Source organism: Komagataeibacter sp. FNDCF1 (genome assembly GCF_021295335.1).
Classification (GTDB): Bacteria; Pseudomonadota; Alphaproteobacteria; order Acetobacterales; family Acetobacteraceae; genus Komagataeibacter.
In genome coordinates, this window is sequence record NZ_JAIWOT010000001.1 from 1,448,129 (window position 1) to 1,473,326 (window position 25,198).

The following is a 25,198-nucleotide window of genomic DNA, read 5'->3' on the forward strand; positions in this document are numbered from 1 at the left end:
GGTTCGGAGGGTCAGAACGGCTCGTCGAGCCTCTTCGCCAGATCTTCGATGTTTTCCGGCGGCCAGGCCGGGACATTCATACCCAGTGAAAGCCCCATGGCGGTCAGGACTTCCTTGATCTCGTTGAGCGACTTGCGGCCGAAGTTCGGCGTACGCAGCATCTCCTGCTCGGTCTTCTGAACCAGATCACCGATATAGACGATGTTGTCGTTCTTCAGGCAGTTGGCGCTACGCACCGACAGTTCCAGTTCGTCAACCTTGCGCAGCAGGTTGCGGTTGAACGGCAGGTCGTCCTGCGGCTCTTCCGTACGGACCGTGCGCGGCTCATCGAAGTTGATGAACAGCTGGAGCTGGTCCTGCAGGATACGCGCGGCAAGCGCCACGGCATCTTCAGGCGTTACGGCGCCATTGGTCTCGACCGTCAGCAGCAGGCGGTCATAGTCGGTCACCTGACCCACACGGGTCTGCTCGACCTTGTAGGACACGCGGCGGACGGGGGAATAGATGGCATCGACCGGGATCAGGCCGATCGGCGCATCTTCCGGGCGGTTTGCCGCCGCAGGAACATACCCCTTGCCCATGTTCACGGTGAACTCCATCCCGAACTTCACCCCTTCATCAAGGGTGCAGATGACGAGATCGGGGTTCATGACCTCGATATCATGACCTGTCTGGATCTGGCCGGCACGCACTTCACCGGGGCCCGTGGCCGTCAGCACCATGCGCTTCGGGCCTTCACCATGCATCCGCAGCGCAAGCTGCTTGATGTTGAGCACGATGTCGGTCACGTCTTCACGAACACCCGCCACCGACGAGAATTCATGCAGCACGCCGTCAATCTGGATTGCCGTAACCGCAGCCCCCTGCAGGGACGACAGCAGAACCCGACGGATCGCATTGCCCAGCGTCATGCCAAAGCCGCGTTCCAGCGGTTCTGCCACGACGGTTGCAATGCGCGAAGGTTCCGCCCCCGGTTCGACTTCCAGCTTTTCCGGCTTGATCAGGGATTGCCAGTTTTTCTGGAGGACCAAGGTAATGGCCTTTCAAGACTGATCTGCCGCCTGTCACGGCAGCAGATGGTACCCCACGGGGAGGTACCGGAATGACAATCTTCCCCCGGCAGGCGGGGGAATACGACTAACGCAGGGCGCGTATCAGACGCGACGGCGCTTGCGCGGGCGGCAGCCGTTATGCGGCACCGGCGTCATGTCGCGGATGGCCGTGATCGAGAAACCGACAGCCTGCAGGGCGCGCAGGGCGCTTTCACGCCCCGACCCGGGACCGGAAACCTCGATTTCCAGCGTCTCCATGCCGTGCTCGCGCGCCTTGCGGCCCGCGTCCTCGGCGGCAACCTGCGCTGCATACGGGGTGGACTTGCGCGACCCCTTGAAGCCCTGCGCACCTGCCGAAGACCAGGCAATCGCATTGCCCTGCGCATCAGAGATGGTGATCATGGTGTTATTGAAGGTGGACAGCACATGCGCCACACCGGCAATGATGTTTTTCCGCTCTTTCTTACGAATACGCGGAGCCGCAGCTTTCGCCATAGTTTTCTCGATCCTGTCAGTTCAAACGGTGCACGGGGCCCGTAGCGCCCCCATGCAGTCATACCAGGCAGTCCGCTGATTAGCGGGTTGCCTTCTTCTTGCCCGCAATAGCCACGGCCTTACCCTTGCGGGTACGGGCGTTGGTATGAGTCCGCTGACCATGGACAGGCAGCCCGCGCCGGTGGCGCAGGCCACGGTAGCAGCCAAGGTCCATCAGACGCTTGATGTTCATCGCCACTTCACGGCGAAGATCACCTTCCACGCGGTAGTTGCTGTCGATCAGTTCACGGATCTTGCCGATCTCGTCGTCCGACAACTCGTTCACGCGCCGCTCCGCCGGGATTTCCAGCTGGTCGCAGATCGCCTGGGCCTTCGTTGCCCCGATACCATAGATATAACGCAGGGCAATTGTGACCCGCTTGTTAGTTGGGATGTTCACGCCGGCAATACGTGCCACGCCACTTACTCCTCGTCCGCCCTGTTCGGGGCACTACATTTAGGCAGGGCTGCTTCACACCACCCGCCCGACTGGCAGGAGCGCCGTGAACATACCGGTTCAAACCGGCCAACCCCAGCATCATTCATTCAGGCCGCCCGAGCCGACGCATCCGCCCGACTCAATACGACATTCATACCTTGAGGGCGCGCAATATACTGCTGCCCCCCTATGAGTCAATTATTTCTGATCACTTTTTAGTGATACGGTCGATAACGGCAAAGACTTCCTGTGTCACCACATCGATATCAGCCATGCCATCAATACGATACAGACGTTTTTCCTCCTCGTAATAAGGCAGGATTGGCGCTGTCAGTTCCCTATAGGTCTTCAGGCGTGCCGCAACGGTCTCGCGCCGGTCATCCTCCCGGCGGATGAACTCATGACTGCCACAGACATCACACGTCCCCTCGACCTTCGGCCGCTTGGACACATCGTTATAGCCCGCGCCACATCTGGCGCAGGTATAGCGCCCCGCAATCCGGTCAGCTAGGGCGTTCTCGTCAACGTCCAGCAGCAGCACCGCATCGATATGCCGACCACTGCGCGCCAGCATCGTGTCCAATGCCTCGGCCTGTGCCCGCGTCCGCGGGAAGCCATCCAGAATGAAGCCCCTGGCACAGTCCGGCTGCTGGATGCGGCTTTCAATCATGGCGATGATCAGATCATCAGGCACAAGCGCGCCTTCGGCCATGATGGTCTTGACCTTCTGCCCTAGGGGGCTTCCGGCCGCGACTTCCGCGCGCAACATGTCCCCAGTTGAAATCTGGGCGATTCCGTACCGCTCTTCCAGCCGTTTCGACTGCGTGCCTTTGCCGGCACCCGGCGGCCCAAGAAAAATGATATTCAACGCATTCTGCCCTTTCTGCCCCGTCCCCGGCGCATAAGTCCCTGATACTGGTGCGCGACCAGATGCGACTGCACCTGTGTGACCGTATCGATCGTGACCGTCACGATAATGATCAGACTCGTGCCGCCAAAATAGAAAGGCACGTTGTAATGGCTGATCAGGATCTGCGGCAACAGGCAGACCGCCACAAGGTAGAGGGCACCGATGGTTGTGATGCGGGTAAGGATGCGATCAAAGAACGCGGCCGTATTCGCCCCGGGCCGGATACCCGGCACAAAACCACCCTGCTTGCGCAGGTTCTCCGCCGTTTCCTGCGGGTTGAACGTGACCGCCGCATAGAAATACGAGAAGAACACGATCATCGCCGCATAGAACAGCATGTAGAGCGGCTGCCCCTGCCCCAGTTCCTGCCCGAGGAAGGACAGCCAACCCGGCATGGAACTGTTATTGACGAATCCGGCAATCGTAACCGGAATCAGCAGCACGGATGAGGCAAAGATCGGCGGAATGGATCCGGCGGTGTTCACCTTGAGCGGCATATGGGTGGAATCCCCCCCGAACATGCGCTGGCCGACCTGCCGCTTGGGATACTGGATGACAACCCTGCGCTGCGCCAGTTCCATGAATACGATGAACGCAATGGTAATGGCGGCCAGCACGAGAAAGACCAGCACGAAAAACGGGGAAAGCGCTCCGGTGTATCCAAGCTGGAACAGGCTTGCCAGGGCATTGGGCAGATTGGCCACGATACCGGCAAAGATGATCAGCGAAATCCCGTTGCCAACCCCCCGGGACGTGATCTGTTCCCCCAGCCACATCAGGAACATGGTCCCGCCCACAAGGGTGAGAACGCACGAGACGATGAAGAATATGCCAGGCGAGACAACGGCGGAGCCTGCCTCCGTATGCATGTTTTCAAGCCCGATGGCGATGCCATAGGCCTGGAACAGGGCAATCACGACCGTCAGGTAGCGCGTGTATTCATTCAGCTTGCGCCGTCCGCCCTCACCTTCCTTCTTCAGGGCCTCGAGGGAGGGAATGGCCGCCGACATCAGCTGTACAATGATCGAAGCGCTGATATAGGGCATGATATTGAGTGCGAACACGGTCATGCGCCCCAGCGCACCCCCCGTGAACATGTCAAACATGCCCAGAATACCGCCCTGATGCCGGGCCAGAAGCTGCCCCATAACCGTCGCATCGACGCCAGGAACGGGGATATAGGTGCCAATCCGGTAAACGATCAGCGCACCCAGGGTGAACCAGATACGCTTCTTCAGTTCCGTCGCGTTGGCGAAGGAACTGAAATTCAAATTGGCAGCCAACTGTTCGGCCGCGGAGGCCATGCGCCCATCCTTTCACAAGAACAGCGCCACCGCTGGAGGCGGGACGCTGTCATGATAAAAAAAACCGCAGAAAGTAATAAAGCGATGCGCCCGCCAAGTGCAAGCAGCATCGCTTTTATCATGCTTCGGGAACAGAACGAGCCTGCATCCCGAACCGGTCATTCCGCGGCAGGAGCCTGCTGCTTCTGCGCCTTGACCTGCACCTTGCCACCAGCTTTTTCAACTGCGGCGACAGCACCGGCAGAAGCACCCGCCACTTCGATGGTCACGGCGTGGTTCAGTTCGCCATCACCCAGCAGGCGTACGCCCGCAAAGCGACCCGAACCGATCAGGCCAGCCTTGGTCAGCACGTCTTCCGTCACGACAGCCTTGGCATTGATCTTGCCCGCCGTGATGGCCTTGTCCAGCGTGCCCAGATTCACCACCGCATAATCCTTGCGGAAGATGTTCTTGAAGCCGCGCTTGGGCAGACGACGGTAGATGGGCAGCTGACCGCCTTCAAAACCGTTCAGCGACACGCCGGAACGTGCCTTCTGACCCTTGACGCCCTTGCCGGACGTCTTGCCCTTGCCAGAGCCGATACCGCGACCAAGGCGCTTTTTGGTATAGCGCGCGCCCTCGTTGTCACGAAGTTCGTTCAGGTTCATCTCAATCCTCCACCTTGATCAGGTGGGACACCTTGCGGATCATGCCACGGACTGAAGGCGTATCCTCCAGTTCGCGGGTCCGACCGATCTTGTTCAGGCCAAGACCGACCAGCGTAGCCTGCTGGCCCGGCTTCTGTCCGTTCCCGGAATGTAGCTGGGTGACGCGAATGGTTGCCTTGGTATCAGACATCGGCCGCAGCCTCCGTCGCTACCGTAGCCTCACGGCGCCCCAGAATGTCGGAAACCTTCTTGCCACGACGGTTGGCAACCGAGCGCGGGCTGGCACAACGCTCCAGCGCGGCAAAGGTCGCCTTGACCATGTTATGCGGGTTCCGGGTTCCAAGCGACTTGGCCACCACGTCATTGATGCCCAGGCTTTCAAACACGGCGCGCATCGGACCACCGGCGATGATGCCCGTGCCTGCATCGGCAGAGCGCAGGACAACCTTGCCCGCACCGAAGTGACCGGCCACATCGTGATGCAGCGTACGGCCTTCCTTCATCGGAACGCGGATCATGGTGCGCTTGGCGCGATCGGTTGCCTTGCGGATCGCCTCGGGGACCTCACGGGCCTTGCCCGCACCGAACCCGACGCGCCCCTTCTGGTCACCAACCACAACCAGTGCCGCGAATGCAAAGCGGCGACCGCCCTTTACAACCTTGGCAACACGATTGATCGTGACCAGCTTGTCGACCAGATCATCGCCTTCGCGGTCGCGATCGCGACCACCCCGGCCGCCTTCTCTCGGTTCACGTGCCATTATGCGTGACCCTTTCGTCAGAACGAGAGACCGCCCTCACGGGCAGCCTCCGCCAGGGCCTTGATGCGCCCATGATAGAGATACGCGCCGCGGTCGAAAACGACCTTCGACACACCTGCAGCCACCGCGCGCTCTGCCAGCAGCTTGCCGACCGCACCCGCCGCCTTAACATCCGTACCGCCCTTGAGCGCGGTACGTAGGTCCTTTTCCAGGGACGAGGCAGCAGCCAGCGTACGGCCAGCCGCATCGTCGATCACCCGCGCGTAGATGTTCTTGCCTGAACGGAACACCGACAGACGCGGACGGCCACCGCTCTTGTGGCGAAGCTGGAAACGGAGGCGCTGACGCCGCCGTTCCCGCAGATCCTTCTGCGTGCTCATTATTTCTTCTTGCCTTCCTTGCGACGGATGGTTTCCGTTTCATAACGGACACCCTTGCCCTTGTAGGGCTCGGGCTTGCGGAAGCTACGGATATCCAGAGCAACCTGACCAACCCGCTGCTTGTCGATACCCTCGACAGTCACGGCCGTCGGCCGCGGGGTGGTGATCTTGATGCCTTCGGGAATCGCATAGACGATATCATGCGAATAACCGAGGTTCATGACCAGGTTCTTGCCCTGCACCGCGGCGCGGTAACCCGTTCCGGAGATTTCCAGCGTCTTGGAAAACCCTTCGGACACACCCTTGACCATACCCGCGACCAGGGAACGCGTCGTCCCCCACATCATGCGGGCCTGCGCCACGGTACCGACCGGCTTGACCGCAACCTTGCCATCCGCAACATCGACCGCCACATGGCTGGACAGCGGCAGCTTGAGCTCGCCCAGCTTGCCCTTTGCCGTCAGCACGCCATCAGTGATGGAAACCTGAACGCCCGACGGAACTTCGACGGGATATTTGCCCACTCGCGACATTTATCCCTCCTCAGAACACACGGCAGAGGACTTCACCGCCAACATTGGCAGCGCGGGCCTCCGCATCGGACAGAACACCGCGGGGGGTCGACAGGATCGACACACCCAGCCCGGCATAGACACGCGGCAGTTCCTTGATCTTGGAATAGACGCGGCGGCCAGGCTTGGACACACGGTGGATTTCTTTGATGACCGGCTCACCATCGAGATATTTCAGCTCGATGCGCAGCTGGGCCACACCCTTGCGCAGTTCCTCACGCGAGAAACCACGAATATAGCCCTCGCGGCGCAGGGCCTCGAGAACACTGGCGCGCAGCTTGGAAGCCGGCGCCACGCAGGCAGCATGCCGTGCACGCTGCGCATTGCGGATCCGGGTGAGCAGATCACCCAATGGATCAGAAAGTGACATCGTTCCCTGCCCTTACCAGCTCGATTTGACCATACCCGGGATCTGACCATTGGAGGCCAGGTCGCGCAGGGCGATACGGCAGAGTTCGAACTTTCTGTAATTGGCGCGGGGACGTCCCGTCAACTTGCAGCGCAGACGCACGCGGACGCGCGAACCATTGCGAGGAAGTTCAGCAAGCTTGAGCGATGCATCGAAGCGATCTTCAACCGGCAGAGACCGGTCCATGATGATGTTCTTCAGTGCAGTCCGCTTAGCCCGGTCCCGGATTGCCATGCGCTCGCGCTTGACATTCCGGTTAACGGCGGAAATTTTGGCCATGCCTTGTTTTACCCTCCGGAACCTGTCGGGCCAGTCCCAACGGTTTTCCAAACAACGTGTGTATTAGGTCTTCTGGACTTCAGACGGAAGCCCTTTCTCCACATTTTATGCAGAGAAGGGCAGATCAAACGCCTTGAGCAGAGCCTTTGCTTCCGCATCCGTCTTCGCGGTGGTCACGAAGATGATGTCCATGCCACGGATCTCGTCGACCTTGTCGTACTCGATTTCCGGGAAGACGATCTGTTCCTTCAGGCCCATCGCAAAGTTGCCACGGCCGTCGAAACCCTTGTTCGCCGGCAGCCCGCGAAAATCGCGTACGCGCGGCAGGGCGATCGTCACAAGGCGATCAAGGAATTCGAACATCTGCGCACGACGCAGCGTTACCTTGCAGCCGATGGGAAGACCTTCACGGATCTTGAAGCCTGCAATCGCCTTCTTGGCAACCGTCTTGACCGGCTTCTGACCTGCAATGAGGGTCATTTCCTTCAGCGCCGCATCCAGCTTCTTCTGGTCGCCAGCCGCTTCGCCCACGCCCATGTTCAGCACGATCTTTTCCAGGCGCGGAACCTGCATCTCGTTCGCGTAACCGAACTGCTCACGCAGCTTGGTGCGCAGTTCCGCCTGGTAGCGCTGCTGCATGCGCGGCACGGGACGGGCTTCTTTCACTTCAGACATACCCGCCTCCTCAGCCTTCGATTACTTCGCCGGTCGCCTTGGCGACACGAACCTTGCGACCATCTTCCAGAACACGGAAACCGACCTTCGTCGGATCGCCGCTCTTGGGATCGATCAGCTTCAGGTTGGACAGGTGGACAGGCATTTCCTTCTGGACAATGCCACCCTGCTCACCCATGCGGGAGGGACGAGTGTGACGCTTGGCAATCGCGACACCACGCACCACGGCCTTGTTGGCCGCAGGCAGGACCGTAACGACCTCGCCACGGGTTCCCTTGGAACCACCGGTGATGACCAGAACCTGGTCACCCTTCTTGATACGAGCAGCCATTACAGCACCTCCGGTGCCAGCGAAATGATCTTCATGAACTTGCGCGCACGCAGCTCACGCACGACCGGGCCAAAGATACGGGTGCCAATCGGCTCCTGCTGCTTGTTGATCAGCACGGCCGCATTGCGGTCAAACCGGATGGCGCTGCCGTCAGCACGACGCACCGGGTAGGACGTACGGACGATCACCGCCTGGTGAACATCGCCCTTCTTGACCTTACCGCGGGGAATGGCTTCCTTGACGGACACGACAATCACGTCGCCGACCGAGGCAGTCTTCCGCTTGGAACCGCCCAGCACCTTGATGCACTGCACCTGACGGGCACCGGAATTGTCGGCGACGTCAAGGTTGGTCTCGGGATGGATCATGGTCTATGCCCTTCTTTACGCCTGCGTACCGGACGCAGCACCGGCGGCAGCCGTAAGCGGCTGGCCATTCCGGACAACGACAGTCCAGGTCTTGCGACGGGAAATCGGCTTGCATTCCTCAATGCGCACCGTGTCGCCCACCTTGCATTCATTCAAGCCATCATGCGCCGCATACTTCTTGGAGCGACGAATGAACTTCTTATACAGCGGGTGGATAACGCGACGATCAACAAGAACCGTTACGGTCTTGTCCATCTTGTCGCTGGTTACCCGCCCGGTCAGGACGCGCCTTGGCATCGCCCGTCTCCCTTCAGGACTTTACTGCCGGCGCGTGGCCAGCGGAACTCTTCTTCACAACCTGGGCTGCAATCGTCTTCACACGCGCGATGTCACGACGGACCTCGCGCATACGGGACTGACCCTCGGTCTGGCCGGTCGCATGCTGGAACCGAAGATTGAACTGCTCGCGCTTCAGATCAACGAGAAGCGTATCAAGTTCTTCAACAGTCTTGGCACGCAGATCGGCCGGCTTTGTTGCCTTTGCCATCTCACGCCTCTCCGATACGGGTCACGAACTTGGTCTTGATCGGCAGCTTTGCCGCACCCAGAGCCAGCGCTTCACGCGCGACTTCAGGCGGCACGCCTTCGATCTCGAACAGGATACGACCCGGCTTCACACGAGCCACCCAATATTCAGGCGACCCCTTGCCGGACCCCATACGCACTTCTGCGGGCTTTGTCGAGACCGGAAGATCAGGGAAAATCCGAATCCATACGCGACCGGCACGTTTCATGGCGCGGGTAATGGCACGGCGGGCGGCTTCGATCTGGCGGGCCGTGATCCGTTCAGGCTGGAGAGCCTTCAGGCCGAAGGCCCCGAAATTCAGGGTTGTGCCACCCTTGGCCAGCCCATGAATGCGGCCCTTGTGGGCCTTGCGGTACTTTGTCCGCTTGGGAGAAAGCATTTTCTAAATCCTCACGCGCCGCCTGGCGCATCTGGGTCCATTTGACCCCGCAGCTTAGCGCTGCGGAGCCTGTTCGGCGGCGCGACGGTCCTGCGCCAGCGGATCATGGGCAAGAATCTCGCCCTTGAAGATCCAGACCTTCACACCACAGGTGCCGTAGGTCGTCTTGGCGGTCGCCACACCGTAATCGATGTCCGCACGCAGCGTATGCAGCGGCACGCGGCCTTCACGATACCACTCGATACGCGCGATTTCCGCGCCGCCCAGACGGCCCGAGCAGTTGATCCGGATACCCTGCGCACCCAGGCGCATGGCGGACTGCACGGCACGCTTCATGGCGCGACGGAAGGCCACACGGCGCTCGAGCTGCTGGGCAATGTTTTCGGCCACCAGGGTCGCGTCAATTTCCGGCTTGCGGATTTCGACGATGTTCAGCGCGACATCGGTCTTGGCCATGCGGGCCAGATCCTTGCGCAGCACATCGATGTCCTGGCCCTTCTTGCCGATGACCACACCCGGACGGGCCGCGTAAATGGTCACGCGCGGCTTCTTGGCCGGACGCTCGATCACCACGCGGGAAACGCCCGCACCCGCCAGCTTGCGACGCAGGTAGGCGCGCAGCTTCAGGTCATCATGCAGCAGGCGCGCATAATCGGCATCGGCGTACCAGCGGCTGTCCCATGTCCGGTTAATACCGAGCCGCAGCCCGATCGGATTAACTTTATGTCCCATGGATCAGGCCGCCTTCTTTTCGGTTTCAGCTTCGGGCTTCTTTTCCGCCACGACAATGGTCAGATGGCTGAAGAACTTCTCGATGCGGGCCGAACGGCCACGACCACGTGCGTGGAAACGACGCATCACGATCGACTTGCCCACCTCTGCACGGGCAACGACCAGCTGGTCAACGTCCAGCTGATGGTTGTTCTCGGCGTTGGCAATCGCACTTTCCAGGGTCTTCTTGACCTGCTGGGTAATGCGGCGCTTGGAGAATGTGAGGGTGGCGATCGCCTGCGCGGCCGGCTTGTTGCGGATCAGACCCGCAACAAGGTTCAGCTTGCGCGGGCTGATGCGGATGTTCCGCGTCAGCGCCTGCGCCTCGGTTTCCGCGAGCGTGCGCGGATGCTTAGGCTTGCTCATGTTCAGCCCCGCTTCGCTTTCTTGTCCGAAGAATGACCCGTGAAGGTACGGGTCGGTGAAAACTCACCGAACTTGTGCCCCACCATATTCTCGGAAACCTGCACGGGCAGGAATTTATGCCCGTTATACACGCCGAACGTCAGTCCGACGAACTGCGGCAGGATGGTGGATCGACGCGACCAGATCTTGATCACTTCGTTACGGCCCGATGCGCGCGATGCATCGGCTTTGTTCAGCAGATACCCGTCCACGAACGGGCCCTTCCAGACGGAACGTGCCATCTTAAATGCCCCTTACTTGCCGGTCTTCCGGCGACGGATGATCAGACTGTCCGTACGCTTGTTGACCCTGGTCTTGTAACCCTTAGTCGGCTTGCCCCATGGCGTAACCGGATGACGCCCACCCGAAGTGCGTCCTTCACCACCACCATGCGGATGGTCAACCGGGTTCATGACGACACCACGGTTGTGCGGGCGGCGGCCCAGCCAGCGGTTGCGGCCGGCCTTGCCCAGGTGCTGGTTCATGTTGTCCGGGTTGGACACGGCGCCGATGGTCGCCATGCATTCCGCGCGGACGACACGCAGCTCACCGGACTGCAGCTTGATCTGGGCATAACCCACATCCTTGCCGACCAGCTGGGCATAGGTGCCGGCGGAACGGGCGATCTTGCCACCGCCACCGGCCTTGAGCTCGATGTTGTGGATGATCGTGCCCACCGGAATCGCGGAGAGCGGCATCGCATTGCCCGGCTTGATGTCGGCGCGCGCACCGGCGACCACCTGGTCACCCGCCTTCAGGCGCTGCGGTGCGATGATGTAGGCCAGTTCGCCGTCCTCATACTTGACGAGGGCAATGAACGCCGTGCGGTTCGGATCATATTCCAGACGCTCCACCGTGCCGACCACATCGAACTTGCGACGCTTGAAATCGACATAGCGGTAGGACTGCTTGTGTCCGCCACCGATGAAACGCGAGGTGGTGCGGCCGTGGTTGTTACGGCCGCCGCTCTTGTTCTTCCCCTCGGTCAGGCCCTTGACGGGCTTGCCTTTCCACAGCTCCTTGCGGTCGATCAGAACCGTTCCGCGCAGGCTGGGGGTAACTGGATTAAAGTGCTTCAATGCCATTTCTTGTCACCCCGCGTCAGACCAGCTTCGCGGTCAGGTCGATGGACTGACCTTCAGCAAGCTGGACAAACGCCTTCTTCACATCCGAACGCTGGCCGGGACGTCCCTTGAAGCGCTTGGCCTTACCCTTCTGGATGAGTGTGTTCACACCCAGAACCTTCACACCGAAAAGCGTCTCGACCGCAACCTTGATCTCCGGCTTCGTCGCGTCGATCGCGACCTTGAAACCGACCTGATTCTTTTCGGACAGGGCAGTTGCCTTTTCCGTGATCAGGGGGGCGCGGATGATGTCGTACATCGCTTCCCGGGACATGCGTTCCGCCTTTTTGCGGATTGCCAGGATATTGGTCATGCCAGACGCTCCTTCAGACCCTCAACGCCTGCGCGGGTGATGGCCAGCACATCGTGGTTCAGGATGTCATAGACATTCGCACCGATGGTCGGGAGAATGTCGATCTTCGGCAGGTTGCGCGCGGCACGGCCGAAGTTTTCCTCAACGGCGGCATCCACGATCAGCGCGGACGTCCAGCCCAGGACCTTCAGCTTTCTGGCCAGCTCTGCGGACTTGCCCGAGGCGGTCGCAGCATCCAGCACCACCAGCTTGCCTTCGGCAGCCTTCTGCGACAGCGCGGAAATCAGGCCCAGGCGGCGCACCTTCTTGGGCAGGTCATAGCCATGGTCACGCACGACCGGGCCATGGACCACACCACCCGTGCGGTACTGCGGCGAACGCAGCGAACCCTGACGGGCGCTACCGGTGCCCTTCTGGCGGTACGGCTTCTTGGTCGTGCCGGAGATTTCCCCCATGCCCTTGACCTTGTGCGTACCAGCACGGCGCTTTGCAAGCTGCCAGTGCACCACACGCGCCATGATGTCATTGCGCGGTGTTGCGGCGAAAATCTCGTCGGGAAGGCTGGCGGTACCTGCGCTTCCGTTATCGAGGGTTTTGATCTCGTAATCCATTGCCCTCTATCCTCAGCCCGCGGCCTCAACCAGGGCCGCCGGATACGGCGCCTCGGCATGACGGGCCTTCTTGATCGCATCACGAACCAGAACCGCCTCATTCTTTCCGCCCGGCACGGAGCCGCGGATCATGATCAGGTTCTTTTCGGCGTCGACAGCCGCAATCTCGAGGTTCAGCGTGGTCACACGCTCGGAACCGAGATGGCCAGCCATCTTCTTGTTCTTGAAAACCTTGCCCGGATCCTGACGGTTACCCGTCGACCCGTGCGAACGGTGACTGATCGAGACACCGTGGGTGGCTTCGAGACCGGCAAAGTTCCAGCGCTTCATCGCGCCGGCAAAACCCTTACCCTTGCTGGTGCCGGTAACGTCCACCTTCTGCCCCACCACGAAATGGGCGGCGGACAGAGAAGCCCCGACTTCCAGGACGGCGTCATCCGCAACGCGGAATTCGGCCAGCTTCTTCTTGGGCTCGACCTTGGCCTTGGCAAAATGGCCGCGGTTCGGCTTCGACACATTTTTGACCTTGGCCTTGCCCGCGCCGAGCTGAACGGCGGTGTAGCCGTCGCGTTCGGTCGTACGGACATCAACCACCTGCAGATCATCCACCTGCAGGACAGTCACCGGCACATGTGTGCCGTCTTCCTTGAACAGCCGGGTCATACCCAGCTTTTTTGCGATCAATCCGGTGCGCATCGTCTGGACCTTAGAGTTTAATCTCGACATCCACGCCAGCGGCGAGGTCGAGTTTCATGAGAGCGTCCACGGTCTGCGGGGTCGGCTCGACAATGTCGAGCAGCCGGCGATGGGTCCGAATTTCGAACTGCTCGCGGCTTTTCTTGTCCACGTGGGGGGAGCGGTTTACGGTAAACCGTTCAATATGCGTCGGCAGCGGGATAGGACCCCGAACCCGCGCACCCGTACGCTTCGCCGTATTGACGATCTCCTTCGTGCTGTTGTCTAGCACCCGATGATCGTACGCCTTCAGGCGAATGCGGATGTTCTGGTTGTCCATCTTTCTGTTTCAGTCCAACTTTACCTGATTCGGGGGAACCCGATCCGCAATGGAAACCCGGCCGGATTGCTCCGGCCGGGATGCCACAGTTCAGTTACTGCCCAATCACGCCGTGATGGAAGCAACAACACCTGCACCAACGGTGCGGCCACCTTCGCGGATAGCGAAGCGCAGGCCTTCATCCATGGCGATCGGAGCGATCAGCTCCACATCCATGGCGACGTTATCGCCAGGCATGACCATTTCCGTGCCTTCCGGCAGGTGAACGACGCCGGTGACGTCGGTCGTGCGGAAATAGAACTGCGGACGATAGTTGGTGAAGAACGGCGTGTGACGGCCACCCTCTTCCTTCGTCAGGATGTAGGCTTCCGCCTTGAACTTGGTGTGCGGGGTGATGGAACCCGGCTTTGCCAGCACCTGGCCACGCTCGACGTCTTCACGCTTCGTGCCACGCAGCAGCGCGCCGATGTTGTCACCTGCTTCACCACGATCAAGCAGCTTGCGGAACATTTCAACGCCGGTCACGGTCGTCTTCTGCGTCGGACGCAGGCCAACGATCTCGATTTCGTCGCCCACGTTCACGGCGCCACGCTCGACACGGCCCGTCACCACGGTGCCACGGCCCGAGATGGAGAACACGTCTTCGATCGGCATCAGGAACGGACGGTCGATCGGACGCTCCGGCTGCGGGATGTATTCGTCAACGGCGTTCATCAGGTCCAGGACGCGCTTCTCACCGACTTCCGGGTCGCCGTCTTCCAGCGTCACCAGGGCGGAACCCTTGATGATGGGGATATCGTCGCCGGGGAACTGGTAAGCGGAAAGCAGTTCGCGCACTTCCATCTCGACGAGTTCCAGCAGTTCCGGATCGTCAACCTGATCAACCTTGTTCAGGAACACGACCAGCGCCGGCACGCCAACCTGACGGGCGAGCAGGATGTGCTCACGGGTCTGGGGCATCGGGCCGTCAGCAGCGGACACAACCAGGATCGCGCCGTCCATCTGCGCCGCACCGGTGATCATGTTCTTCACATAGTCAGCATGGCCGGGGCAGTCGACGTGGGCGTAGTGACGCTTGGCGGTCTCATACTCGACATGGGCGGTCGAGATGGTGATGCCACGGGCGCGCTCTTCCGGCGCGGCGTCGATCATGTCGTATGCCTTGAACTCGGCACCGCCGGACTTCGCCAGCGTCTTGGTGATAGCAGCGGTCAGCGAGGTCTTGCCGTGATCGACGTGACCAATCGTGCCGATGTTACAGTGCGGCTTATTCCGCTCAAATTTAGCCTTTGCCATCGTTTTCTCCGTTAACTCGGCCTCGTGCCGAGAGTCGGGTTGGAAAGTTCCGTTTCGGAAGCCGGGCAGGTCAATAGACCGGCCTGACCGCCTTTACCAGCGGTAATGACTGAATGCCTTGTTGGCTTCCGCCATGCGGTGCGTGTCCTCGCGCTTCTTGACCGCTGCGCCACGATTGTTGACGGCATCAAGAAGTTCGTTCGACAGACGGTCCTGCATGGTGTTCTCGCCCCGCTTGCGCGACGCGTCGATCAGCCAGCGGATGGCCAGCGCCTGACGGCGCTCGGCCCGGACTTCGACCGGAACCTGGTAGGTCGCACCACCAACACGGCGGGAACGCACCTCGACAGCAGGCTTCACGTTATCCAGCGCGCTGTGGAACATCACCACGGGGTCCGCAGCTGCACCACCGCGGCGACGCAGGACCTCAAGGGCGCCATAGACGATCCCTTCGGCCGTGGACTTCTTGCCGTCGTACATCAGGGCGTTCATGAAACGCGTAATGACGACATCACCAAATTTCGGATCGGGAAGAATCTCGCGCTTTACTGCGCGATGACGGCGACTCATGCCTCGTTATTCCTTTTACTTAGGACGCTTCGCGCCATAGAGCGAGCGACGCTGACGACGCTTGGCGATACCCTGGGTGTCCAGAACGCCGCGCAGGATGTGATAACGCACGCCAGGTAGATCCTTAACGCGACCACCACGGATCAGGACAACGCTATGTTCCTGGAGGTTATGCCCCTCACCCGGAATATAGCTCACAACCTCATACCCGTTGGTCAGGCGAACTTTTGCCACCTTACGCAGAGCCGAGTTCGGCTTCTTCGGTGTGGTTGTATAAACACGAGTACAAACGCCACGCTTCTGCGGACAGCCCTGCAGTGCAGGAACCTTGTTGCGTTTGGCTGCGGGCTCGCGACCTTTCGCGATCAACTGGTTGATGGTCGGCATACGCCTTTCCCGATCCTTACAAAATTCGGCCGGCCAACCCCATATCTGGTTGCCGACTGTCGTTCACAACAAAACCCCAACGAATGACAACCATCCGTTCGGGCATCATATTTACATCCGGCCTGAGCAGTCCGATTCCCGAACTGCGGTACCGCATGTCTGCATGCTGCATTCGACGGCCAACAACGTCTTTCAGACAGGGCTAGCCGAGGGCGCGTTACCTACGGGCAAACTGACCAAAAGTCAAGCCTTGCGCAGGATTCGCTAGCAGTCCGGCAGAACGACTCTGCTCTGCCGGACTCGGAGCACCGCTCCGTCAGGGCGCTCAATACCGCCTGAATCGGATGGTGACAATAGTGCAGCACCGAATCATGCCAGATACCGACCATGCGGCATCTGGCATTTCTTCCGTATTTATTCGGCAGCCTTGGTCGTGGCCACCGCAGCGCGAGCCTGGGCTAGACGCTGCTTGTCCTCACCCGCCGCAACGGCACGGAGCTTGTTCATGACGCTACCCGTCCCTGCCGGGATCAGGCGGCCGACAATCACGTTCTCCTTCAGGCCGTTGAGCGTATCCTTCTTCCCGGCCGTTGCAGCCTCTGTCAGGACACGTGTCGTCTCCTGGAAGGATGCGGCAGAGATGAAGGACTGCGTCTGCAGCGAGGCCTTGGTGATACCCTGCAGAACCGGCATGGCAGCGGCAGGCCGCTCGCCCATGTTCAGGCGCTTGGTGTTCTCTTCCTCGTATTCGATACGGTCCACCGTCTCACCGATCAGGTAGGTCGTATCGCCCGGCTCGAGGATTTCCACCTTCTGCAGCATCTGGCGCACAATGACTTCGATGTGCTTGTCATTGATCTTCACGCCCTGCAGCCGGTAGACGTCCTGGATCTCGTTGACCAGGTAGTCGGACAGGGCCTCGACGCCCAGCACCTTCAGGATGTCATGCGGCACGCGCGGTCCATCGACGAGCGGGTCGCCAACCTGCACGAAGTCGCCTTCCTGCACGGACACATGCTTGCCCTTGGGGATCAGGTAATCCGTCTCCTCGCCCGTCTCGTCGTTCTTCACGATGACACGGCGCTTGGACTTGTAGTCCTTGCCGAATTCCACGCGCCCTTCGGTTTCCGAAATGATGGCGTGATCCTTCGGGCGACGGGCTTCGAACAGTTCGGCCACGCGTGGCAGACCACCGGTAATGTCACGCGTCTTGGAGCCTTCACGCGGGATACGCGCCAGCACGTCACCCGCATTCACCTGGGCACCGTTTTCAACCGACAGCAGCGAGTCAGGCGACAGGAAGTAGCGGGCATCGTTGCCGTTCGCCAGCTTCACCACATCGCCATTGGCGTCCTTGAGCTGAAGGCGCGGCCGCAGGTCGATCCCCTTGGAAGCCTGCTTGTAGTCCACGACCACCTTTGACGTCAGGCCGGTCACCTCATCCATCCGCTCCACCAGGGTGATGGAGTCGATCAGGTCAAGGTATTCGGCCTTGCCGGGCTGCTCGGTGATGATCGGCAGGGTGTACGGATCCCACTCGGCCATTTTCTGGCCACGGGTCACCTCGGCCCCATCCTCCACCAGCAGGCGGGCACCATAGGGCACACGATAGCGGGCGCGTTCGGTACCACGGTCATCCGTCAGCAGGATTTCGCAGTTACGCGACATGACGATGGGTACGTTCTGGCTGTTCTGCACGACGTTCTTGTTACGGATCGTCACCTTGCCATCACGCGATGCCTCGACCATCGACTGTTCGGCGCCACGCTGCGCCGCACCGCCGATATGGAAGGTACGCATGGTCAGCTGCGTGCCCGGCTCACCAATGGACTGGGCGGCAATCACGCCCACGGCCTCACCAATGTTGACCGGCGTGCCACGGGCCAGATCACGGCCATAGCAGTGACCACACACGCCAACCCGGCTGTCGCAGGTCAGGACGGAGCGGATCAGCAGGCTTTCGACGCCAGCCTTCTCGATCTGCTCGGCCTGGGCTTCCTCGATCAGCGTATTGCGCGGGAACAGGACCTTGCCGGTGGCAGGATCCATGACGTCGGCCGCCAGCGTGCGGCCCAGCATCCGCTCGGACAGGGAGGCGATGACTTTACCACCATCCATGACCGCACGCACGGTCAGGCCACGCTCGGTGCCGCAGTCTTCCTCGACGATGATGCTGTCCTGCGCCACGTCGACCAGACGGCGGGTAAGATAACCCGAGTTCGCGGTCTTGAGCGCGGTATCGGCCAGACCCTTACGTGCACCGTGGCTGGAGGTGAAGTAATCGAGAACCGACAGGCCTTCCTTGAAGTTGGCGATGATCGGCTGTTCGATGATCTCACCCGACGGCTTGGCCATCAGGCCACGCATGCCGGCCAGCTGCTTCATCTGCGCTGGCGACCCACGGGCACCGGAATGGCTCATCATCCATACCGAGTTGGTGGGCTTGCCGATTTCCTGCTTGGAAATTTCCTTCATCATCGCGGCCTGCACTTCATCCGTGCAACGCGACCAAGCATCGACCACCTTGTTGTAGCGCTCGCCCGCCGTAATCAGGCCGTCCTGATACTGCTGCTCGAACTCCTTCACTTCCGTTGCCGTGCGATCGACAAGTTCCTTTTTCTCGGTCGGAACGATCATGTCGTCCTTGCCGAAGGAGATGCCGGATTTTGCCGCATGACGGAAACCAAGGCCCATCAGCCGGTCACAGAAGATCACGCATTCCTTCTGGCCGCAGTGACGGTAGACCGCATCAATCACGTCGGACACGATCTTCTTGGTCAGCTGGCGGTTGATCAGCGAGAATGGCAGCGCCGCATGGCGGGGCAGGATCTGCGCGACCAGCATACGGCCCGGCGTGGTGACAACCGTTTCGCGCACGGGCTTGCCTTCGGCGTCGACCGTCTCGATCCGGGCGCGGATCTTGTCATGCAGCTTTACCGCGCCGGTGCTGAGAGCATATTCCACTTCACCGACACTGGAGAAGGAAGGCGCCCCCGTGACCGTAACCTGGCCCTTGTCATCGTAGCTGTTCTGGTCAGGTGTCGCGCGGAATTCCGGCGTCTCGAGGCTGAGATAGTACAGCCCCAGAACGATATCCTGCGACGGCACGATGATCGGCTTGCCATTGGCGGGGCTGAGGATGTTGTTGGTCGACATCATCAGCACGCGCGCTTCCAGCTGCGCTTCAAGGCTCAGCGGCACGTGCACGGCCATCTGGTCGCCATCAAAGTCCGCGTTGAACGCGGTGCAGACCAGCGGGTGCAGCTGGATCGCCTTGCCCTCGATCAGTACCGGCTCGAACGCCTGGATGCCCAGGCGGTGCAGCGTCGGCGCACGGTTGAGCATGACGGGATGCTCGCGGATCACTTCTTCAAGGATATCCCACACTTCGGGACGTTCCTTTTCCACCATCCGCTTCGCGGCCTTGATGGTGGTGGCGTGACCGTATTTTTCCAGCTTGGAGTAGATGAACGGCTTGAACAGTTCCAGCGCCATCTTCTTGGGCAGGCCACACTGGTGCAGCTTCAGTTCCGGACCGACCACGATGACCGAACGGCCGGAATAGTCGACACGCTTGCCCAGCAGGTTCTGGCGGAAGCGGCCCTGCTTGCCCTTCAGCATGTCGGACAGCGACTTCAGCGGGCGCTTGTTTGCACCCGTGATGGCGCGGCCGCGACGGCCGTTATCGAACAGCGCATCGACCGATTCCTGCAGCATGCGCTTTTCATTACGGACAATGATGTCCGGCGCACGCAGTTCGATCAGCCGCTTGAGGCGGTTGTTACGGTTGATGACGCGGCGGTAAAGGTCATTCAGGTCGGACGTGGCGAAGCGGCCACCGTCAAGCGGCACCAGCGGGCGCAGCTCGGGCGGGATGACCGGCACCAGTTCCAGGATCATCCATTCCGGGCGCGATTCACTGTCGGCAAAGGCTTCGACCAGCTTCAGGCGCTTGACCAGCTTCTTGCGCTTGGCTTCGGACGTGGTGTCCTTCAGTTCCTGGCGCAGTTCTTCCTTTTCCTGCTTGCAGTCGATGCGCTCGAGGATCTTCTTGATCGCTTCCGCGCCAATGCCAACCTCGATCCCCTCGTCGCCATGCTCATCCATGACATCAAGGTACTGGTCTTCCGTCAGCAGGCTGTACTGCTTGAGCGGCGACGTGCCGGGCTCAAGGACCACATAGCTCTCGAAATACAGGATCTTTTCCAGATCCTTCAGCGTCATGTCGACCATCAGGCCGATACGGCTGGGCAGGGACTTCAGGAACCAGATATGGGCAACCGGGCTGGCAAGCTCGATATGGCCCATGCGCTCGCGGCGGACCTTTGCCAGCGTGACTTCCACACCGCATTTTTCGCAGATGATGCCGCGGAACTTCATCCGCTTGTACTTGCCGCACAGGCATTCGTAATCCTTGATCGGACCGAATATCCGTGCACAGAACAGGCCATCACGCTCCGGCTTGAAGGTCCGGTAGTTGATGGTCTCGGGCTTCTTGATCTCGCCATACGACCACGAACGGATCTGCTCGGCCGAAGCCAGCTGGATCTTGATCTGGTCGAAGGTCATGGCCTGGCCGCCCTGGCCAAGGATCTTCATGAGTTCATTCATGCGCCGCAAACCCCCTGAGGGAATGAAGCGGAAACAGGCGCCGCACCTGCCTCCACTCCTGAAAGAAAAATATGTGGACCGCCGTGTAGGATGAGGCCCGGATCAGGAACCGCTCTGTTCCAGGTCAACATTCAGGCCAAGGGACTTCAGTTCCTTGATCAGCACGTTGAAGCTTTCCGGAATACCGGCCTCGAAGTCATCCTGCTCGCGCACGATAGCTTCATACACCTTGGTACGACCGGACACGTCATCCGATTTGACCGTCAGCATTTCCTGCAGTGTGTAGGCGGCGCCGTACGCTTCCAGCGCCCACACTTCCATCTCACCAAAGCGCTGCCCGCCGAACTGCGCCTTGCCACCCAGCGGCTGCTGGGTCACGAGCGAATACGGACCGATGGAACGGGCATGGATCTTGTCATCGACAAGATGGTGCAGCTTGAGCATGTAGATGTAGCCAACGGTGGTCTTGCGCTCGAACGGCTCGCCGGTGCGCCCGTCAATCAGCTGCGACTGGCCGGACTTGTCCACGCCTGCCCTCGTCAGCATCGCCTCGATATCGGGGATGGACGCACCATCAAACACCGGGGTCGCGATCGGCACGCCCTTACGCAGGTTGCCACACAGCTCAAGCAGCTGCGCGTCGGTCATGTCACCGATCTGCTCGTCATAAACCTTGTCGCCGTAAACCGACTTCAGTTCATCCAGCAGTTCCTGCCGCTTTTCGCCATGGCGCTGGTATTCATCGGCAAGCTGGGCCACCTGACGGCCGATATTGGCACAGGCCCAGCCCAGATGCGTCTCGAGGATCTGCCCCACGTTCATGCGCGACGGCACGCCCAGCGGGTTCAGCACGATGTCGACCGAGGTGCCATCCTCAAGGAACGGCATGTCTTCCACAGGTACCACGCGGGAGACGACACCCTTGTTGCCATGGCGGCCGGCCATCTTGTCACCCGGCTGCAGCTTGCGCTTCACCGCGACAAAGACCTTGACCATCTTCATCACGCCCGGCGGCAGTTCGTCGCCGCGCTGCAGCTTCTCGACCTTGTTGTCGAAGCGGGCCTGGATCTTGGAGACGGCGGCATCGAATTCACGACGCAGCGTTTCCAGTTCCGCCATGACCTCGTCGGAAGCCACGGTGATGTTGCGCCATGCGCCACGCGGATGCTCGGACAGGACCTCGTCCGTGATCTCGGTACCGGAGCGGATGCCCTTGAAACCGGCCCCTGCCGTCTGGCCGATCAGGTGTTCGCGCAGACGGTTGTAGAAGGAACGCTCCTGAATGGCGCGCTCGTCATCGCGGTCCTTGGCAAGGCGTTCGATCTCGGCGCGCTCGATGGCCATCGCACGCTCGTCCTTGTCCACGCCACGGCGGGAGAACACGCGCACGTCCACGATGGTACCCGTCGTGCCCGGCGGCAGCTTGAGCGAGGTGTCACGGACGTCGGATGCCTTTTCACCAAAGATGGCGCGCAGCAGCTTTTCTTCCGGCGTCATCGGGCTTTCGCCCTTTGGCGTGACCTTGCCGATCAGGATATCGCCGGGGTTCACTTCGGCACCCACGTAGACGATACCGGCCTCGTCGAGGTTGCGCAGCGCTTCCTCACCGACATTCGGGATGTCACGGGTGATTTCTTCCTGGCCCAGCTTGGTGTCACGGGCCATGACCTCAAACTCCTCGATATGGATCGAGGTGAACACGTCATCACGCGCGATCCGCTCGGAAATCAGGATCGAATCTTCGAAGTTGTAACCATTCCACGGCATGAACGCGACCAGCACGTTCCGGCCCAGCGCCAGTTCACCCAGTTCGGTGGACGGACCATCGGCAATGATCTCACCCGCACGCACCGCATCGCCCACACGCACCAGCGGGCGCTGGTTGATGCAGGTGGACTGGTTGGAACGCATGTACTTGCGCAGGCGGTAGATATCGACGCCCTGCGTCGCACCCCCGGCATCCGTAGCACGCACAACGATACGCGCGCCATCGATCTGGTCCACCACGCCATCACGGCGGGCGACGATGGCAGCACCCGAGTCATGCGCCACGGCCGCTTCCATGCCGGTGCCGACCAGCGGCGCGTCGGAGCGCACCAGCGGCACGGCCTGACGCTGCATGTTCGAGCCCATCAGCGCGCGGTTGGCGTCATCGTTCTCAAGGAACGGGATCAGTGCCGCCGCGACCGAAACCAGCTGCTTGGGCGAGACGTCGCACGCCGTGACATCGGTCGGGGGGACCTGGCGGAAGTCACCACCCCGGCGGACCGAAACCAGTTCATCCGTCAGGTGACCCTGCGTGTCCTGCTTCGCATCCGCCTGGGCGACGACCAGCTTTTCCTCTTCCATGGCGGAGAGGTATTTCCAGCCATCCTGCAGCACGCCGTCCTGCACCATGCGGTACGGGGTCTCGATGAAGCCGTACTTGTTGACCTTGGCATAGGTGGCCAGCGAGTTGATCAGGCCGATGTTCGGGCCTTCCGGCGTCTCGATCGGGCAGATGCGGCCGTAATGTGTCGGGTGCACGTCACGAACCTCGAAGCCCGCACGCTCACGTGTCAGGCCACCCGGGCCAAGTGCCGAAAGACGCCGCTTGTGCGTCACTTCGGACAGCGGGTTGGTCTGGTCCATGAACTGGCTGAGCTGGGAGGAGCCAAAGAACTCACGCACCGCAGCCGCTGCCGGCTTGGCGTTGATCAGGTCATGCGGCATGACCGTATCGATATCGACCGAACCCATGCGCTCGCGGATGGCACGCTCCATGCGCAGCAGGCCGACGCGATACTGGTTTTCCATCAGTTCGCCAACCGAACGCACGCGACGGTTGCCAAGATTGTCGATATCGTCAATCGCGCCGCGACCGTCCTTCAGCTCGCACATGATCTTGACGGTGCGCAGGATGTCTTCCTTGCGCAGCACGCGCACCGTGTCAGGCACGTCCACGCCCAGGCGCATGTTCATCTTCACGCGGCCCACGGCGGACAGGTCATAGCGGTCGGGATCGAAGAACAGGCCGGAGAACATGGCTTCCGCCGTCTCGGGCGTCGGCGGCTCGCCGGGGCGCATGACACGATAGATGTCGGTCAGCGCTTCCTCACGCGCGGCGTTCTTGTCCACCGCCAGCGTGTTGCGGATCCACGGACCATTCGCCGCATCGATGGCAAGGGTGCTCAGCGTCGTCAGGCCCTCGGCCTCGAGTTCCTCCAGCTTCTGCTCGGTCAGTTCCTCACCGGCTTCGGCATAGATCTCGCCCGTGTGCTCGTTGACCATGTCCTGCGCAATGAAGCGACCGATCAGGCCCGCGGGGCCAACCAGCACTTCCTTGGTGGTCTCGGCAATCTTGCGCACCATGCGGGCGGTCAGCTTCGCATCGACGGGGGCGACTTCCTCGCCGGTCTGTGCATCGATCAGCGGTTCGAGCAGCTTCTGGCCGCGGAAGGCTTCCGCGTCGAAACGACGGGCCCAGCCCTTCTCGGTCTTGGTGAACTCGACCTTGCCATAGAAGTAGTTCAGGATCTCATCGGGGTCCATGCCCCGGATCTCCATGGATTCCACATCCCCGCCCTCGGCGGCCTTGGCGGCGCGTGCGGCTTCGGACGCCGCACCTTCCAGCGCGTACAGCAGCGTGGTGACCGGCAGCTTGCGCTTGCGGTCGATGCGGACGTAGATCAGGTCCTTGCTGTCGAATTCGAAATCAAGCCAGGAACCACGATAGGGGATGACACGCGCGGCGAACAGGAACTTGCCCGAGGAATGGGTCTTGCCCTTGTCATGATCGAAGAACACGCCGGGGCTGCGGTGCATCTGGCTGACGATGACACGCTCGGTCCCGTTGATGATGAAGGTGCCGTTATCGGTCATGAGCGGCATGTCGCCCATATAGACCGGCTGCTCCTTGATATCACGGATCGAGCGTGACCCGGTATCCTCATCCACGTCCCATACGATCAGGCGCAGGATCACCTTCAGCGGCGCGGCGAAGGTCAGGCCACGCTGGATGCATTCCTCGACATCGTATTTCGGCTCTTCCAGCTCGTAGCTGACGAATTCCAGACGCCCGCGACCGGCAAAGTCATTGATCGGAAAGACGGAACGGAAAACTTCCTGCAGGCCCGTCGGCGTCCGGCTGTCGGGCGCCACATTCATCTGAAGGAACGTCTCGTAGCTTGCCCGCTGCACGTCGATCAGATTGGGCATCGGAGCGACCTCGGGTATGTGCCCGAAGCTCTTGCGGATGCGTTTGCGTCCCGTGAACGATTTCGTAATCGCGTTCATCGCCTATCCAGCCCCCATCCACACAGGCCCGCACGGTTGTGACACGAATGTCATACGGACTGCGCGGCCCTTGAAAATCCTTGGCGGGCCAACCCCGACTGCCGTCCGGACCAACCCTATCTACCACCAAAGGCGCCCGAAGCCTTGCGGCCAGGGCGCCTGTAACGGCCAAGGGGGCGGAAACCAGATGGTTT

31 protein-coding genes are annotated in these 25,198 nt (G+C 60.8%); all 31 read right to left on the reverse strand.

The window, feature by feature from the left end; translation table 11 throughout:
- Positions 1-11: 11 nt before the first annotated feature.
- Positions 12-1,031 carry a DNA-directed RNA polymerase subunit alpha gene (locus LDL32_RS06855; protein WP_007399646.1) on the reverse strand — a complete coding sequence of 340 codons (1,020 nt, stop codon included), beginning with the start codon at positions 1,029-1,031 and terminating at the stop codon, positions 12-14.
- Between the two features lie 123 nt (positions 1,032-1,154).
- Positions 1,155-1,547, reverse strand: a complete 393-nt coding sequence (rpsK, locus tag LDL32_RS06860; protein ID WP_233065480.1) for a 30S ribosomal protein S11 — start codon at positions 1,545-1,547, stop codon at positions 1,155-1,157.
- Between the two features lie 79 nt (positions 1,548-1,626).
- Entirely contained in the window at positions 1,627-2,004 is a 378-nt protein-coding gene (gene rpsM, locus LDL32_RS06865; RefSeq protein WP_007399643.1) for a 30S ribosomal protein S13, read from the reverse strand.
- 229 nt (positions 2,005-2,233) lie between these two features.
- Positions 2,234-2,893, reverse strand: a complete 660-nt coding sequence (locus tag LDL32_RS06870; protein ID WP_233065482.1) for an adenylate kinase — start codon at positions 2,891-2,893, stop codon at positions 2,234-2,236.
- On the reverse strand, positions 2,890-4,239 hold the full coding sequence (gene secY, locus LDL32_RS06875; RefSeq protein WP_233065484.1) for a preprotein translocase subunit SecY: 1,350 nt from the start codon (positions 4,237-4,239) through the stop codon (positions 2,890-2,892). The genes LDL32_RS06870 and secY overlap by 4 nt, the downstream gene beginning before the upstream one ends.
- A 158-nt stretch (positions 4,240-4,397) precedes the next feature.
- The gene (rplO, locus tag LDL32_RS06880; RefSeq protein ID WP_233065486.1) at positions 4,398-4,886 is read right to left on the reverse strand and encodes a 50S ribosomal protein L15; all 489 of its coding nucleotides are present in this window, start codon (positions 4,884-4,886) and stop codon (positions 4,398-4,400) included.
- Between the two features lies 1 nt (position 4,887).
- The gene (gene rpmD, locus LDL32_RS06885) at positions 4,888-5,076 is read right to left on the reverse strand and encodes a 50S ribosomal protein L30 (protein WP_007399639.1); all 189 of its coding nucleotides are present in this window, start codon (positions 5,074-5,076) and stop codon (positions 4,888-4,890) included.
- Positions 5,069-5,647, reverse strand: coding sequence for a 30S ribosomal protein S5 (rpsE, locus tag LDL32_RS06890; protein WP_233065488.1), 579 nt, complete (start codon positions 5,645-5,647; stop codon positions 5,069-5,071). Before rpsE ends, rpmD begins: the two co-directional genes overlap by 8 nt.
- A 17-nt stretch (positions 5,648-5,664) precedes the next feature.
- Complete coding sequence (gene rplR / locus LDL32_RS06895; protein ID WP_233065490.1) at positions 5,665-6,027, reverse strand: 50S ribosomal protein L18; 363 nt, start codon at positions 6,025-6,027, stop codon at positions 5,665-5,667.
- The gene (gene rplF, locus LDL32_RS06900) at positions 6,027-6,560 is read right to left on the reverse strand and encodes a 50S ribosomal protein L6 (RefSeq protein ID WP_233065493.1); all 534 of its coding nucleotides are present in this window, start codon (positions 6,558-6,560) and stop codon (positions 6,027-6,029) included. Before rplF ends, rplR begins: the two co-directional genes overlap by 1 nt.
- 10 nt (positions 6,561-6,570) lie before the next feature.
- Entirely contained in the window at positions 6,571-6,969 is a 399-nt protein-coding gene (rpsH, locus tag LDL32_RS06905) for a 30S ribosomal protein S8 (protein WP_010506719.1), read from the reverse strand.
- A gap of 12 nt (positions 6,970-6,981) precedes the next feature.
- Positions 6,982-7,287: a 30S ribosomal protein S14 gene (gene rpsN / locus LDL32_RS06910; RefSeq protein ID WP_025811609.1), complete on the reverse strand. Its 306-nt coding sequence runs from the start codon at positions 7,285-7,287 to the stop codon at positions 6,982-6,984.
- Between the two features lie 105 nt (positions 7,288-7,392).
- Positions 7,393-7,962, reverse strand: a complete 570-nt coding sequence (gene rplE, locus LDL32_RS06915; RefSeq protein ID WP_233065495.1) for a 50S ribosomal protein L5 — start codon at positions 7,960-7,962, stop codon at positions 7,393-7,395.
- 10 nt (positions 7,963-7,972) lie between these two features.
- The gene (gene rplX, locus LDL32_RS06920) at positions 7,973-8,293 is read right to left on the reverse strand and encodes a 50S ribosomal protein L24 (RefSeq protein ID WP_014105023.1); all 321 of its coding nucleotides are present in this window, start codon (positions 8,291-8,293) and stop codon (positions 7,973-7,975) included.
- Entirely contained in the window at positions 8,293-8,661 is a 369-nt protein-coding gene (gene rplN / locus LDL32_RS06925) for a 50S ribosomal protein L14 (RefSeq protein ID WP_007399629.1), read from the reverse strand. The genes rplX and rplN overlap by 1 nt, the downstream gene beginning before the upstream one ends.
- 15 nt (positions 8,662-8,676) lie before the next feature.
- Positions 8,677-8,958 (reverse strand): 30S ribosomal protein S17, encoded by a 282-nt coding sequence (rpsQ, locus tag LDL32_RS06930; protein ID WP_233065497.1) that lies wholly within the window; start codon positions 8,956-8,958, stop codon positions 8,677-8,679.
- Positions 8,959-8,971: 13 nt separating this feature from the next.
- Positions 8,972-9,208 carry a 50S ribosomal protein L29 gene (gene rpmC / locus LDL32_RS06935; RefSeq protein ID WP_233065499.1) on the reverse strand — a complete coding sequence of 79 codons (237 nt, stop codon included), beginning with the start codon at positions 9,206-9,208 and terminating at the stop codon, positions 8,972-8,974.
- Position 9,209: 1 nt separating this feature from the next.
- A complete protein-coding gene (gene rplP / locus LDL32_RS06940; protein WP_007399626.1) occupies positions 9,210-9,626 on the reverse strand; it encodes a 50S ribosomal protein L16 in 417 nt (138 codons plus the stop codon).
- 54 nt (positions 9,627-9,680) lie between these two features.
- On the reverse strand, positions 9,681-10,358 hold the full coding sequence (gene rpsC, locus LDL32_RS06945) for a 30S ribosomal protein S3 (RefSeq protein ID WP_233065501.1): 678 nt from the start codon (positions 10,356-10,358) through the stop codon (positions 9,681-9,683).
- A 3-nt stretch (positions 10,359-10,361) separates the two neighbouring features.
- Entirely contained in the window at positions 10,362-10,763 is a 402-nt protein-coding gene (gene rplV, locus LDL32_RS06950; protein ID WP_233065503.1) for a 50S ribosomal protein L22, read from the reverse strand.
- A gap of 2 nt (positions 10,764-10,765) precedes the next feature.
- A complete protein-coding gene (gene rpsS, locus LDL32_RS06955) occupies positions 10,766-11,044 on the reverse strand; it encodes a 30S ribosomal protein S19 (protein WP_007399623.1) in 279 nt (92 codons plus the stop codon).
- Between the two features lie 12 nt (positions 11,045-11,056).
- On the reverse strand, positions 11,057-11,887 hold the full coding sequence (gene rplB / locus LDL32_RS06960; protein ID WP_233065505.1) for a 50S ribosomal protein L2: 831 nt from the start codon (positions 11,885-11,887) through the stop codon (positions 11,057-11,059).
- A 16-nt stretch (positions 11,888-11,903) separates the two neighbouring features.
- Positions 11,904-12,200: a 50S ribosomal protein L23 gene (locus LDL32_RS06965; RefSeq protein ID WP_010506732.1), complete on the reverse strand. Its 297-nt coding sequence runs from the start codon at positions 12,198-12,200 to the stop codon at positions 11,904-11,906.
- Positions 12,201-12,235: 35 nt separating this feature from the next.
- Complete coding sequence (gene rplD / locus LDL32_RS06970) at positions 12,236-12,850, reverse strand: 50S ribosomal protein L4 (protein ID WP_233065507.1); 615 nt, start codon at positions 12,848-12,850, stop codon at positions 12,236-12,238.
- 12 nt (positions 12,851-12,862) lie between these two features.
- Positions 12,863-13,546 carry a 50S ribosomal protein L3 gene (rplC, locus tag LDL32_RS06975; RefSeq protein ID WP_233065509.1) on the reverse strand — a complete coding sequence of 228 codons (684 nt, stop codon included), beginning with the start codon at positions 13,544-13,546 and terminating at the stop codon, positions 12,863-12,865.
- A gap of 10 nt (positions 13,547-13,556) precedes the next feature.
- Positions 13,557-13,865, reverse strand: a complete 309-nt coding sequence (gene rpsJ, locus LDL32_RS06980; protein ID WP_007282720.1) for a 30S ribosomal protein S10 — start codon at positions 13,863-13,865, stop codon at positions 13,557-13,559.
- 105 nt (positions 13,866-13,970) lie between these two features.
- Positions 13,971-15,161, reverse strand: coding sequence for an elongation factor Tu (gene tuf / locus LDL32_RS06985; RefSeq protein ID WP_233065511.1), 1,191 nt, complete (start codon positions 15,159-15,161; stop codon positions 13,971-13,973).
- Between the two features lie 93 nt (positions 15,162-15,254).
- A complete protein-coding gene (gene rpsG / locus LDL32_RS06990; RefSeq protein WP_007399617.1) occupies positions 15,255-15,731 on the reverse strand; it encodes a 30S ribosomal protein S7 in 477 nt (158 codons plus the stop codon).
- A 15-nt stretch (positions 15,732-15,746) separates the two neighbouring features.
- Positions 15,747-16,118, reverse strand: a complete 372-nt coding sequence (gene rpsL, locus LDL32_RS06995) for a 30S ribosomal protein S12 (protein WP_003621118.1) — start codon at positions 16,116-16,118, stop codon at positions 15,747-15,749.
- A gap of 414 nt (positions 16,119-16,532) precedes the next feature.
- Positions 16,533-20,729, reverse strand: coding sequence for a DNA-directed RNA polymerase subunit beta' (gene rpoC / locus LDL32_RS07000; RefSeq protein WP_233065514.1), 4,197 nt, complete (start codon positions 20,727-20,729; stop codon positions 16,533-16,535).
- A gap of 102 nt (positions 20,730-20,831) precedes the next feature.
- Positions 20,832-25,004 carry a DNA-directed RNA polymerase subunit beta gene (gene rpoB / locus LDL32_RS07005; protein WP_233065516.1) on the reverse strand — a complete coding sequence of 1,391 codons (4,173 nt, stop codon included), beginning with the start codon at positions 25,002-25,004 and terminating at the stop codon, positions 20,832-20,834.
- Positions 25,005-25,198: the final 194 nt, after the last annotated feature.